The organism is Desulfobulbus rhabdoformis (genome assembly GCF_016919065.1).
In the GTDB taxonomy this organism is placed as follows: domain Bacteria; phylum Desulfobacterota; class Desulfobulbia; order Desulfobulbales; family Desulfobulbaceae; genus Desulfobulbus; species Desulfobulbus rhabdoformis.
Window position 1 is genome coordinate 134,087 of the sequence record NZ_JAFFQA010000003.1, and the last position, 12,774, is coordinate 146,860.

General features: G+C 48.2%; 10 protein-coding genes. 7 read left to right on the forward strand and 3 right to left on the reverse strand.

Features of this window, described 5'->3' with window-relative positions; all coding sequences use genetic code 11:
* Positions 1–22: 22 nt before the first annotated feature.
* The gene (gene radA / locus JWJ90_RS02630) at positions 23–1,396 is read right to left on the reverse strand and encodes a DNA repair protein RadA (protein ID WP_205225623.1); all 1,374 of its coding nucleotides are present in this window, start codon (positions 1,394–1,396) and stop codon (positions 23–25) included.
* 465 nt (positions 1,397–1,861) lie between these two features.
* Here radA and JWJ90_RS02635 point away from each other — a divergent pair, with 465 nt between their 5' ends.
* The 3 genes from JWJ90_RS02635 (at position 1,862) to JWJ90_RS02645 (ending at position 6,126) form a co-directional block, all read left to right on the forward strand.
* Positions 1,862–2,275, forward strand: a complete 414-nt coding sequence (locus JWJ90_RS02635) for an acyl-CoA thioesterase (RefSeq protein WP_205225624.1) — start codon at positions 1,862–1,864, stop codon at positions 2,273–2,275.
* A gap of 45 nt (positions 2,276–2,320) precedes the next feature.
* A complete protein-coding gene (gene pyk / locus JWJ90_RS02640; RefSeq protein ID WP_205225625.1) occupies positions 2,321–3,781 on the forward strand; it encodes a pyruvate kinase in 1,461 nt (486 codons plus the stop codon).
* Between the two features lie 410 nt (positions 3,782–4,191).
* The gene (locus tag JWJ90_RS02645; protein ID WP_205225626.1) at positions 4,192–6,126 is read left to right on the forward strand and encodes a phosphoenolpyruvate carboxykinase (GTP); all 1,935 of its coding nucleotides are present in this window, start codon (positions 4,192–4,194) and stop codon (positions 6,124–6,126) included.
* Between the two features lie 105 nt (positions 6,127–6,231).
* Here JWJ90_RS02645 and JWJ90_RS02650 read toward each other — a convergent pair whose 3' ends face one another.
* Positions 6,232–8,124 carry a transketolase C-terminal domain-containing protein gene (locus JWJ90_RS02650; RefSeq protein WP_205225627.1) on the reverse strand — a complete coding sequence of 631 codons (1,893 nt, stop codon included), beginning with the start codon at positions 8,122–8,124 and terminating at the stop codon, positions 6,232–6,234.
* Between the two features lie 337 nt (positions 8,125–8,461).
* On the opposite strand from JWJ90_RS02650, the gene JWJ90_RS02655 reads away from it, so the two are divergent.
* Complete coding sequence (locus JWJ90_RS02655; protein WP_205225628.1) at positions 8,462–8,764, forward strand: DUF7352 domain-containing protein; 303 nt, start codon at positions 8,462–8,464, stop codon at positions 8,762–8,764.
* A gap of 11 nt (positions 8,765–8,775) precedes the next feature.
* Here the strand turns inward: JWJ90_RS02655 and purU are convergent, their stop codons facing one another.
* Positions 8,776–9,633 (reverse strand): formyltetrahydrofolate deformylase, encoded by an 858-nt coding sequence (gene purU, locus JWJ90_RS02660; protein WP_205225665.1) that lies wholly within the window; start codon positions 9,631–9,633, stop codon positions 8,776–8,778.
* Positions 9,634–10,340: 707 nt separating this feature from the next.
* On the opposite strand from purU, the gene pilM reads away from it, so the two are divergent.
* Genes pilM through JWJ90_RS02675 form a run of 3 tightly spaced genes read left to right on the forward strand, consistent with a single transcriptional unit; the run spans position 10,341 to position 12,623 of the window.
* Positions 10,341–11,390 (forward strand): type IV pilus biogenesis protein PilM, encoded by a 1,050-nt coding sequence (pilM, locus tag JWJ90_RS02665; RefSeq protein ID WP_205225629.1) that lies wholly within the window; start codon positions 10,341–10,343, stop codon positions 11,388–11,390.
* A gap of 7 nt (positions 11,391–11,397) precedes the next feature.
* Positions 11,398–11,973, forward strand: coding sequence for a PilN domain-containing protein (locus JWJ90_RS02670; protein WP_205225630.1), 576 nt, complete (start codon positions 11,398–11,400; stop codon positions 11,971–11,973).
* Positions 11,974–11,990: 17 nt separating this feature from the next.
* Positions 11,991–12,623 (forward strand): type IV pilus inner membrane component PilO, encoded by a 633-nt coding sequence (locus JWJ90_RS02675; protein ID WP_205225631.1) that lies wholly within the window; start codon positions 11,991–11,993, stop codon positions 12,621–12,623.
* Positions 12,624–12,774: the final 151 nt, after the last annotated feature.

Genomic DNA, 12,774 nt, shown 5'->3' on the forward strand with positions numbered 1-12,774 from the left:
GGAACTTTTTTTGGCGCGGCGATCATGATTGAGGGCCGAACAGTCGTTCAGCCAGTTCAGAGACTGTTCGGACCGGCACGATCTGAATATCTTTGTTGTCTTTTTTCTGCAGTTGCTTGCAGCAGGATTCGGGCATGAGGAAGCTGGTAAAGCCAAGACGCCCCGCCTCGCGCAGCCGTAGTTCCATCTGGCCCACCGCGCGAACCTCACCGGCCAGGCCCACCTCGCCACAGACAACGGTGGAGGGATCAAGCGGGCGTTCAAAAAAGCTGGAGAGCAGGGCGGCGACCACGCCCAGATCCAGGGCCGGTTCCACAATGCGGACCCCCCCGGCAACATTCAAAAAAATATCATGATCAAAAAGGGTGACCCCGAGTTTTTTCTCAAGCACTGCAGTCAGCAGCGCCACCCGTTGGGGATCGGCCCCGATGGCCGTTCTGCGAGCCGTACCGAGGCTGGAACGGCTGACCAGGGCCTGCACCTCAACCAGAATCGGGCGGGTGCCCTCAACACTGGGCATGACCACTGAGCCCGGGACATTGACCGGCCGCTCGGCCAGGAAGAGGGCAGAAGGGTTATCCACTTCGGCCAGACCGCTTTCTTTCATCTCAAAGACACCGATCTCATTGGTCGAGCCAAAACGGTTTTTCACCGTGCGCAGAATACGGAAGACCTGGCCGCGATCCCCCTCAAAATAGAGTACCGTATCCACCATATGCTCCAGGACACGCGGACCGGCAATGGCGCCATCCTTGGTCACGTGTCCCACCAGAAGAATGGGAATATGGTTCTCCTTGGCCAAATGTAGCAGGCGCGCCGTGGACTCCCGAACCTGGGTGACCGAGCCAGGGGCAGAGCCGATCTCCTCGCTGAATACAGTCTGAATGGAGTCAACCGCCAGCAGAGCAGGGCGCGTTTGCAGAGCTAGGTCAATAATCGCCTCAACACAGTTTTCAGTGGAGACGGCAATGGATGCTTCGTGAATGTGTAACCGGTCGGCACGCATACGAATCTGGCGCGCCGACTCCTCACCGGTGACATAAAGAGTGGGGCATTCCTGGCGGGCGAGGGAGGCCAGTAACTGTAAAATCAGGGTCGATTTCCCAATCCCAGGATCACCACCGATTAAGACCAACGAACCAGGAACGATTCCTCCGCCAAGTACCCGGTCCATCTCGTTGATTTGGGTACGTAGACGTTCCTGTTCTTCGGCAACTGCCTGCGTCAAGGGCTGGGCAGTGGCTGCTTTACGCCCCAGTCGGGGGGAAGATTTGGGCTGCTGTTCACTCAGACTGTCCCAACTGCCGCAGTCTGGACAGCGGCCAAGCCATTTTCTGCTCTCGTAACCGCATTCACTGCAGATAAATATATGCTGTTGTTTTTTTGCTGGTTGCATATTGGGCGAAAGTGAGAATCTTTTTTAAGTGATACGCTCCAAACAAGCTCTGGCCTTGCACTGTAGGGAGCTGGAAGAATATTTTACCTGGATCCGTGAGCATTCATTGGTGTGTCAGCTTCACTGTTCGTAACAAGCCGATAAAGTATACTTTAATCGACATGTCACAAACAGTGAAGCTGGCGTACTAATGGATGCCCCCAAAGGGCGGTGGATGAAACTGAATAGCAAATAAATTAGTTTGAAAATTTCTGCATTATCAACTGAATATGTTATTCAGAGACCATCCACCGTCACGGATTCAGGTTTTAGTTATACTCAACAGGTGGGGCCAGCGCAACAGGGCCTTGGCTGGGAAGTCGAGAGCCCTTTTTGAACGTTTTTTGATCAAAATTCAATCAATTCCCAATAACCAGCGGGTACAGTTGATTTGCTGGCTTAATCTGAGCACTCGGAGAAACCTCCATGCATTATGTCGCCACTAAAATCTGTCGAACCAGTGAGATTGGAATAAACGGCAACCTCTTTGGTGGCACCATGCTTTCCTGGCTTGATGAAGCCGGGGCGGCATATGCGGGCTATCTCTGCCGAGATCCTAACATCGTGACACTGAAGATGGAAGAGGTCCTGTTTAAACGACCTGTCAAAATCAGCCACCATGTGCGTATTTACGCCCGGGTGTATACGATGGGCAAGTCATCGATCACCCTGGATGTCGAGGCTCGACGTTTTGATTTTGACAAGGAACTCGAGGAGAGCGTCTGCTCGACCCGGATGGTCTATGTTAAAATTGATCATCAGGGGAATCCTACCCCCATTGATCCCCGTCTACGGGAGAATATGGACCAGTCTATCAGTGATTTGATGCAGCGGTTATGACCCCTCTCATGAGATTTTTGTAAAAAAAAGTTTATTGGTGCCTTCATGTATAATCCCCCTGTTCTTCCGCAATGTAAAACCAAGATTGTCTGTACCATCGGTCCGGCCACGGACTCGTTGGAGATGCTGATAAAAATGTTGGAAGCGGGGATGACCATTGCCCGGCTCAATTTCTCCCATGGAGATTTTCACGATCATGGTGCCGTGATTGGACGTATTCGTCAGGCCGCGAAGCAGGTGGGGCGCCCGGTCGCGATTATGGCAGATTTGCCGGGTCCGAAAATCCGTATCGGCGCGTTGGCTCAGGAACCTGTTGAGCTGAAAATAGGCGCTCCTTTTACTTTGACCACAGAACAGGTTGTCGGCAATGGAGAGTTGGTCGCTGTCACCTTACAAGAGTTACCCCAAGCGGTTAAACCCGGTGATCTCATCTTTATCAATGACGGTTTAATTCAGGTTCAGGTGGAGAGCATAGAGGGCGAGCGGGTACATTGTCATGTGGTTGTTGGGGGACGTCTGCGTTCGAAAAAAGGGTTGAACCTGCCGGGGATTGATTTGGGGATATCCGCCTTTACCGACCATGATCGCGAGTGCATGCAGTTTGCCCTGGAGCAGGGGGTGGATGCGATCAGCCAGTCCTTTGTCAACAGTAGTGCTGATATTCATGCTGTGCGTGCGGCGGCCAAAGAGATGGGCTATGAGCCTTTTGTCATAGCCAAAATTGAACGCGCTTCCATTCTCAGTCGTATTGATGAGGTCATGGAGGCGGCCGATGGCGTTATGGTAGCTCGTGGGGATCTGGGAGTAGAGCTGCCCATTGAGGAAATCGCTGTGATGCAGAAGATGATCACTGCTCGGGCAAATATTTTTGGGAAACCGGTGATTACCGCGACCCAGATGTTGGAGTCCATGATCAATAACCGGCGGCCAACTCGAGCAGAAGCAACGGATGTGGCCAATGCTATTTTGGATGGAACCGATGGGGTGATGCTCTCAGAGGAATCAGCCCTGGGGCGCTATCCATTGGAAGCTGTTCGTATGCTGGTGCAGATAGCTCTGGCCACAGAACCTCACCGGACCAAAAAGAGTTACACCAAGCAGCCTGAACACCCAATTTTTTGTGAAATTAAAGAGGTGGATTACATCGCCTCCAGTGTCAATGCCATTGTTGGCCAGAACGACACCGTGGCCGCCATACTCACCCCTACTGACAGTGGCCTGACCGCACGACGTCTTGCGCGGTTTAAGCTGCCCACCTGGATTATCGCTGTCAGCTCCAACAGGCAAACCTGCCGAGAGTTACTTTTTTCTGCGGGTGTTTTCCCTCTGTATGAAACGCATCACCCGGCCGATTGGACTGAAAGTGCTCTTGAGTATGCCACCCGCTTTCAGCTTAAAGGGAGTTGCATTATTCAGACCGAGGGGCCATCACCGGAAAATCCGTATAGAAATCACAAGATGGAGATTATTGACCTCCGCGAAATAGCACCTAAGCTCGGAGGTTAAAATTTTCTGCAGGCGCTTTAAAGAGTACGGATTATATAGAAATTGTGTGAATGGAAATAAAGATATATTAATGATAAAACAGTAATTTACTTTGTGTTCTTCTTGGTCGCCTCCTCATTGTGAGGAGGACAAAAAGAAGCGAGCTGCGCTTCTCCCTTTTTTTCTTCAGGTACCTCAACGTAACAGTCACAGTTGGTCAGCTTCTTTAGACCCGTGCCAGCAAATCATCCTATTGTCCTTCCTTAATTTTTTCTTTAATCGAGAAAAAAATGGATATTTGTTTATTCCTGTTTGCGAATTCTTGCAAATCGAGCTACATATCTCTTTTTACAAACTTGTAAACAGCTGTCTGGGGGCAGTTAAACAATAAAAATTTTTGAGTGCAGAGAGAGTATTTTCACGGAGGCAGGATGTTGGAGTTTAAGAAGGGCGTTGATATTTTATCAGCGGTTGGCGGGATTACGACCATTAGCGAAGCCAAGAAGCTGTTTGAGCAGCAACTTGATCAGGATCATTTGAATCGCCTGGCTAAAATCACCAACGAGGAAGCGCTGCTTAAAGTTGCAAACGCTATCGCCATGTGTGAGCCCAAAGCCGTCTACATTCACACGGGGAGTGAGGAGGACAGAGCTTTTGTCCGTCGGTTAAGTCTGGAGAAAAAGGAAGAAAAAACCTTGGCTATCGAGGGGCATACTGTTCATTTTGATCTTCCCGAAGATCAGGGGCGTATGGTCAATCAGACCCTCTATATCGCCAACGAAGGCGAGCAGGTCTCTTCCCTGGCAAAAAAAGAGCTGCGTGATGAATCCCATGCCTACATGAAAGAGCATATGCGGGGCATCATGCAGGGGATGACCATGTTTGTCGGTTTTTACAGCCGTGGTCCGGTTGGCGCGAAAGCAGCTATTCCAGCCATCGAAATTTCCAGCTCTACCTATGTCATGCATTCTGCGGAGTTATTGTACCGCAACTGTTTTGCTGATTTCGATGCCGAAGTTGCACGACGTGGGGAGTTCTTCACGAACGTCCACTCCGAGGGAACCAATCGCTCTGAAGATATTCCCAAGGCGCGCATCTACATGGATCGGAGCTGGCAGACAACCTTCTCCACTTTCTGTACCTATGCCGGCAATACCCTGTTGATGAAAAAGGGCAATCACCGCTTTGCCTCAGACTGTGCCATGTACAAATACAACGGCACGGAACTTTCTGAGCATATGTTCATCACCGGAATGACAGGTCCTGATGGGCGTAAAACCTTCTTTGCAGGGGCCGCGCCCTCGGGTTGTGGTAAAACCACCACCGCTATGGTTGGCAGTGACTTTGTCGGCGATGATCTGGCCCAGATGTGGATCGAAGAAGACGGTACCCTGCGTGCAGTCAACCCTGAGATCGGTATCTTCGGTATTATTGAGGACGTCAACCAGGAGGGGGATCCCCACCTGATGAAATGTCTGCGTCAGCAGGGAGCAGAAGTCATCTTTTCAAATGTCCTCATCGACGAGCAGGACAAACCGCGCTGGGTTGGTGATGGTGAGCCGGTACCGGAGAAGGGCGTGAATTTTCAGGGTGAGTGGACACCGTCCATGGAAAAAGTCCCCATGTCGCACCCGAACTCACGTTGTACCCTGCGTGCAGATAACATTGCCAATCACAGCAAGGACGCTAACGCCGATCCCGCAGGACTGGTTGTCGAGGTTGTGACCTACTCCGGGCGAGACAGTAACACCATGCCGCCTATCTGGGTTGCCAAGAATATGGATGCCGGAGTTGCTATCGGTGCCTCTATTGTTTCCAAGGCAACCGCAGCTGAAATTGGCGCAACCGGTGTGAATCGTCAGCCCTGGGCCAACACTCCCTTTGTGGCAGGCAACTTGGCCGATTATCTTGATGCCCAATTTAACTTTTATGGTAACCCCAAAATGAGCCGGAAGCCGATCATGTCCGGTTTGAACTACTTCCTCACCAACGAGGCTCGTGGTGGCGAGGGAAGTGGACTGCTGGGAGAGAAACGTGATGTCCATGTCTGGCTGGGTTGGCTTGAGCTGTACACCCACGGCGATGTGGAGGCAATTGAAACCCCCATCGGCATGATTCCCAAGTATGAGGACCTGAAGAAGCTCTTTTCCGAGAAGATCAATAAAGAGTATCCAGAATCACTCTACACCATGCAGTTTTCCCTCTATGTCGACAACGTGATTGCGCGTATCGACCTGCAGGAAGAGGCATGGCGCAAAGAAGAGGGGGCCTCAGAACGACTTTTTGCCGTGTATACCGAGCAAAAAGCAGCGTTGCTTAAACTCAAAGCAGAGAAGGGCGAGATCGTTAAACCGCAGGATCTGTAAGATCCTCTCGCACCCCACCTGAGTCAGCTCAGACAGAGGTAATAAAAAAAAACCGGAGTCGCTTATGCGGCTCCGGTTTTTTTTTGAACTGATTTGGTCGGAAGATTATTTCTCCAGGAGTTGTTTGACCTTCTCCTGAATATCAGCAGTGCCCAGTCCCTGGTAAGGGATCTGCTCGGATAGTCCTCCCATACCATCTTTCCAGGTACCCATGGAGGAGAACTTGGGGGCAAAACCGCGTTCCAGTAACCAGCTACCGTAACGGCTTCCCAGTCCGGTTTTGGTGCTCTGGGTCTCGACGATCAGTGCCATGGGGCTTGCGCCGACTTTGGCCAGCATCGCCTCATCAATCACGTTGAGCACCGGTTTATTGATCAGGCCGATATTGATCCCTTCTGCTTTGAGTTCCTCAACCACATGGAGGCAGCGGTAGAGCATCTCGCCGTAGGAGATGATGTAGCCGTCTTTACCTTCGCGAATGACCTCGTCTTTGTCAGCCTGAAACTCGTAGCCCTCACCGTAAAATTTTTCTCCCTGCTCGTTGAGAATGAAAGGAGTTGCTGAACGGGTGGAGAAGACAAAGCGCAGTCCCTGATCGTAAAAGACCTTGCCAAGCAGCGCCTCAAGCTGGAGGGCGTCTGCCGGGAAGTAGAGGCGGGTCTGGTCGTGCTCGGCCAGGCCGTTGTCGGCAAAGAAATTGTTGATACCAAAGTGGCAGGTGTTATCTGCCATGTCATCAACACCAGAGTGGGAGAAGTGAGCCAGAACGTTGGCCTGGTTGAGGCGGGCCATGGTGATTTCAGAGATCACCATCTCCTGGAAGGCGGCAAAGGTACCAAAGATTCCCTGCTTATCCGGGGTGGAACCAAAACCAGCAGCGACTGAGAAATTATTACGCTCCATGATGCCGCCGTGGACATAGACTTCCGGGCAGTTTTTGCGAATATGGTGCAGGCCGCAGGAACCTTCCAGGTCGGAATCGACCACGATCACCTTGTCTTTGGGATTGTCCATTTTTGACAGGTGGTCGCAGACAATTTTTCCAAAGGCATCGCGGTTTTTTCCTTGCTCGGTAGTGCTGCCCTTATACTCGGCTTTGGCCCCCTTCTCCGGTTTTTGCTCCAGCATAGCAACAGCCTCGGCATGACCTTTGGCATTTAAGTAATCAACTGCCAGGTTAACCGGAATGACATCATGGCCTTTAGGGAGTCCTTCGATACCAGCCACGCCGACAGCCATTTTACGGCGGATAACCACGGCAGCAGGCCCTTGGGTGGTGATTGCCTGGCGAATATTTGTATACAGAGTGTCAATGTCTTCGCCATCACAGGTGGTTACGGTAAGGCCTTGGCCGGAGAGGGTTTTGACCAGATCGTAGCCCTGCATGTACTCGGTGGGGTGACCGGCGATGGTTACATCGTTGTCATCCAGCAGTAAGGTCTGGTTGAGTTTGCGGGCAACAGCGTAACGGGCTGCCTCGGCATCGTCACCTTCCTGCTGGGAGCCATCGCTGCCAAACATGAACACGGTTTTTCCGGGGTTGGCCTCGGTAACACCGTTGACATGACTCCACATGTGGCCCAACCGGCCGGAGCTGAAGAAGATTCCTTCCTCTTCATGGCGCTCGGGGTGCCCGTAGAGTCCCTGTTTGAATTCGCGGTAATGGAGCAGGGCTTCAGGCTTTTTATAACCGTTCAGTACTGCCATGATGTATTGAATGGCAACTCGATGACCAGCCTCGTCGAAATAGACCGGATAGCAGGAGTCGCCTCCCTTCATGAAACCATCGGCAATAAGCAGTTCGGGGACGATATCATAGGCGCCTCCTGTATGACCACCGAGGCCCTTCGTGTTGGCCAGAGCTGTAAAAAAGACGATAGCGTCGCGAACGAGGTTGATATTCTTTAGCAGGGTGGCCTTTTGTTCGCTGTCCAGACTCTCCTGGCTGAGGGAGAACTTCAGAGGCTGGTAGGTCGATAAATCAATGGGAAAAGTCATAAGGTTACCTTATATGGAAAAGTTTGCCCTGAATCCTGAACAGCAGGCGGCTGCTGAACTACGTATTCTTTTGAAGAATGCTCACGGTTTCAGGTTTATAAAAACGGTACGAGCAACGTGTTGAAAACCCGTTCTTGAAGGATAAAAAAAGTAACAGCACTGATACCAGAATCTTCAAATTCTGCAAGTCTGATCTGGTTAATATGCTGTTGTTGTTTGCTTCTTTGAGAGGATCACTTGCGCAGGGAAGCGATCAACGGTAAAAGGGCGGAGGTATTCAATAAAGTGAAAATGTTTGAACAGGTCAAACGGTGTAACCACCATACAGGAGTCAGCGATGAAAACCATTTGGAAATTTGAACTCACCCCTAATCGCCTGCAGTCGGTGCCCATTCCCTTCGGAGGGCATATTCTCACCGTCAAGGTCAAAGACGATAAATCCCCTCTGCTCTGGGTATTGGTTGACCCTGATATGCCTCCCAAAGACAGATATTTGGGTATTTATACCACAAATACGGAGCTGCCGGATGATCCAGGGCACTATATCGACAGTTTTTTTATTTACGAGGGAAGTTTGGAATTCCATCTCTTTGAGTTGGAGAATCCCCCCGAAGAGTCTGAAGAGACTGATATTCAGTAAGATACTCTTGTTTACGTAAACACAATGGTGCGGTTTTGAAAGACCAGCAGCTGTCGTTGCAGGTGATGCCAGATGGATCGGGATAAAATAACCTTTTCAAGATCACGCCCCTTGCGAACCAAGTCATCGATTGAATCGGCATGACTGACGCGAATAATGTCTTGGGCGATAATAGGTCCAGCATCCAGGTCTGCGGTGACGTAATGGGAGGTGGCTCCTATAACCTTCACACCACGTTCAAAGGCTGAGTGATATGGTTTTGCTCCCGGAAAGGCAGGGAGAAAGGAGTGATGAATGTTGATGATGTTGTTGCGGTAGTGTTCGATAAAATCAGCCGTGAGAATTTGCATATACCTGGCCAGGACAATGAACTCAACATTGTGTTCGGCCAGGAGGGCCAACTGGGCCTGCTCCTGTTCTTCTTTGTTGTGCTTATTGATTTCAAAGTGATAAAAATCAATACCAAACTGTTGAGCGACCGGTTCCAGGTCCCGATGGTTGCTGATAATAAGTGGAATATCGACCTCCATCTCCTTTGATTTCCACCGGGAAAGAATATCATAAAGGCAGTGGGGCATCTTGGAGACAAAAATAGCCATGCGTGGCAGTTCATGCGAAAAATGCAGCTGCCATTTCATGCCATATTTTTGAGCGATGAGAAGATCGAAATATTCGCCGATTTTTTCATCAGGAATGATGAAATCGGAGAGCTCCCATTCTATCCGCATGAAAAAGACCTTGAGGTGTGTATCCACATGCTGATCTAGATAGGTGATATTTCCGTTGTTTTTGTAAATAAATTCGCTGACGGTGGCAACGATCCCCTTGTTGTCCGGACAGTGAATAAGCAGGGTGGCAGATGCATCGATGGATTGGGAAATGGGTGCGCTCATAAGACACAGATAATGTATTCTAAAAAGAGTAGAAACCAATATATTTGAACAATCGCCGGTTTCTACCTGTTTTGATATTTTTTGGCAAGACGGGAAAGATGAAGGAGCCTACTATTTCTTTGCTTGGCCCTCATAAACGATGAATCTCTAAGAGCGCTAAGGAGCGTGGCCGCAGTACAGCTCTGTTTTGTACAGGGTGCATCCGATATTTATGGCAAATTACTCTCGATACACTACATGCAGCCATCAGCATGGATGATCAGCATCCATATATGGCGCCAAACCTTAAAATCCCACAACTGTCGGATGCACCCTTTTGTACAGAGGTCAGGTTTTGGTGCAGAACTACTCCCTCGGTATAGCGTCCCAGCCACTTGCAGGGCTCCTCCGCATCGCCTCCCTCTATTTTTTTACAACTAGTTGATAAGATAGGTTTAAATTGGATCCTCCTTAAGGATAAGCGAGATGGCTCTCGGCAATGGAGGTTTGAGGGGAATCTTATTGAGATAGGGGGAAGAAATTGGAGTGACTGTCCGATAAGATGATAAATATCAGGGGAAAACAGTTCGTAACTTGACAAAGGGGCTAATTTATGTGCTTAATAATAGCCAGGTGGAAAAAATTCTATAATTTTTACTAGTTCCCCTGTATCACCGCCCTTTACCCCCTCAAATAGACGAACAATGGCTAAAAAAGATAATCTCATAGTCGGTGTTGACATCGGTTCCCACGCTGTAAAAATCTGTCAACTTCAACACACAGGCACAGGCTATAAACTTTTGTCTTTAGGTAGTGCCAATATTCCTGCAGGAGCAGTAGAAGATGGTGTGCTTCAGGAACCTGATGAGGTGGGGAAGGCCATATCCGGCCTTTTAAAAAACCTTAAAATTAAAAAATCGAAGATTGGTATATCTATCTCCGGCTATTCAGTTATTGTGAAAAAGGTAAATCTGGAGAAGATGGAAGATGAAGTTCTGGATGAATATATTAAATCTGAAGCAGAACAGTATATTCCATTTGATATTGAAGATGTGTATCTAGATTATCAGCAGGTTCGTACTTCAGCTTCTGAAGCAAATGACCGTGTTGAGATTATGCTTGTTGCCGCTAAAAAAGAAGTGGTTAATGATTATCTCAATATGCTTTCTGAATTAAAGCTGAAAACAGTTGTAGTGGATGTTGATGGTTTTGCCCTTGAAAATATCTGGGAAACAATATCAGGAGGTAAAGAAAATGTCGCTTTGGTTGATATTGGCGCCTCCAAGATGAATATAAATATCCTTTCTGAGGGAGTTTCTGTACTTGCCAGGGATATCGTTGTTGGAAGTGATCAGCTCACCGAGCAGTTGGCTAATACTCTTGATGTTGATTTTGAAACTGCTGAACGTATAAAGATAGGTGCGGAGCAAGCAGCTGAACATTCCGAGGATGTTACCAGGATATTTAACCAGACATGTACACAATGGGTTCTTGAAATTAAAAAAGCCATTGATTTATATTTTGCCAATAATCCAGATAAACCTTTACAAGCTCTCGTGCTCAGTGGCGGTGGATCAAAGGTCAGCGGTCTGGTAGACTATATTCATCAGGAAACAGGGCTTCAAGTGTACGCCTTTAATCCGTTTGAACGGATGACCTACGATCAAAATAAGTTTGACTCATCGTATATACAACTGATTGGCCCTGAAATGGCGATTGCTGCTGGGCTAGCTATCCGTCAATCATCTATTTGACAAGAATATGATACAGATCAATTTACTTCCCATTCGGGAAATAAAGAGAAGGGCCCGTGCTAAAAACCAGATAATTATATCCATTATTTCTTTTTTCGGGTTTTTGGTGATTCTCGCTGGCGTTGCCTGGTACCAAGGTAATGTTATTGCTGATTTGAAGGCAGAACATACTAACATTCAAAATGAAAAGAAAAAGTATCAGAAAATTGTTAATCAGATAAAACAGATAGATAAAGAAAAAGATCTTCTTAATACTCGCATTTCCGTCATTAAAAAGCTTAAACAAGACTCATCTCTCACGGTTCACGTGCTTGATGAGGTCGCATCATTAACACCATCCCGCAGAATCTGGCTGAAATCGTTAAGTCAATCGTCATCCAGACTTTCAATACATGGGATGGCGCTCGATGACCAGACTATTGCACAGTACATGGATGATTTAGAGGCATCACGCTATATTAAAAATGTACACCTGGCAAATACCAAGATGGACAGATATGCCGACAGAAATCTGAAATCATTCAGTATCTCTTGCGTGGTTGGTTTTGAGAAAGCTCCAGCTACTCCCCCAGACAAAAAATGATATAAAAGGTTTCCATCATGGTTGCAGGTGTACAGAAATCAAAGTTTGATACCTTTATTGATGAGAAATATATTCCTTTTGACCAAAAGAATAAGCTCATCGTTTTGGGGGCACTTTTTGTTCTCCCTTTGCTGGCATTTTACTTTTTGGTTTTCAGTCCCAATGTGGAGCAAACGAAAAAATTACACACACAAATCCAAGATGCCTCAACCCAACTCAAACGGGTTCGGCAAACAGCGCGGGATCTTCCCAAGCACAAAGAAGAGTTGAAAAAAACGAAGGAAGCCTTTGCCTTGACCGCTGTTTTACTGCCTAAAAGTCAAGAGATTCCCGATCTGCTAAGAAATATTTCTGATCTCGGAAAGCACTCTGGCCTTGATTTTCTTTCCTTTGTTCCTGGCGGAGAGACACCCAAGGATTTTTATGCAGAGATTCCAATTGATATAAAAATTCGAGGTCCTTACCATAATCTGGGGCTGTTTCTCGATAGGGTAAGTAAGTTGGAACGTATCGTTACAGTCAACAACATTAAGACAGAAAATGTCGGTTTTGATGGGAACGAAATTCTGCTCACCTCCTCCTGCCGTCTTCTGACTTATCGGTTTACCAACAAAAAGCTTGCCAAGCCCAAAAAGAAGAAAAGGAGGTAACCCCTGAAGCTAGTACGTCAGGGGGGAAATTGGTACTCGTCTTAGTCACTAGAGTGCCGTAAACGCTTCATTTCAAGCTCCATACAGTGCTCCTTAAGTGATGATCATCGTTTTTTGAGCTTATGGTATGGGGTTGCACCACTTAATCATC

Coding starts and splice junctions, on each gene's coding strand:
- radA (WP_205225623.1), bottom strand. CDS start 1,396: ATGCAACCAGCAAAAAAACAACAGCATATATTTATCTGCAGTGAATGC.
- JWJ90_RS02635 (WP_205225624.1), top strand. CDS start 1,862: ATGCATTATGTCGCCACTAAAATCTGTCGAACCAGTGAGATTGGAATA.
- pyk (WP_205225625.1), top strand. CDS start 2,321: ATGTATAATCCCCCTGTTCTTCCGCAATGTAAAACCAAGATTGTCTGT.
- JWJ90_RS02645 (WP_205225626.1), top strand. CDS start 4,192: ATGTTGGAGTTTAAGAAGGGCGTTGATATTTTATCAGCGGTTGGCGGG.
- JWJ90_RS02650 (WP_205225627.1), bottom strand. CDS start 8,124: ATGACTTTTCCCATTGATTTATCGACCTACCAGCCTCTGAAGTTCTCC.
- JWJ90_RS02655 (WP_205225628.1), top strand. CDS start 8,462: ATGAAAACCATTTGGAAATTTGAACTCACCCCTAATCGCCTGCAGTCG.
- pilM (WP_205225629.1), top strand. CDS start 10,341: ATGGCTAAAAAAGATAATCTCATAGTCGGTGTTGACATCGGTTCCCAC.
- JWJ90_RS02670 (WP_205225630.1), top strand. CDS start 11,398: ATGATACAGATCAATTTACTTCCCATTCGGGAAATAAAGAGAAGGGCC.
- JWJ90_RS02675 (WP_205225631.1), top strand. CDS start 11,991: ATGGTTGCAGGTGTACAGAAATCAAAGTTTGATACCTTTATTGATGAG.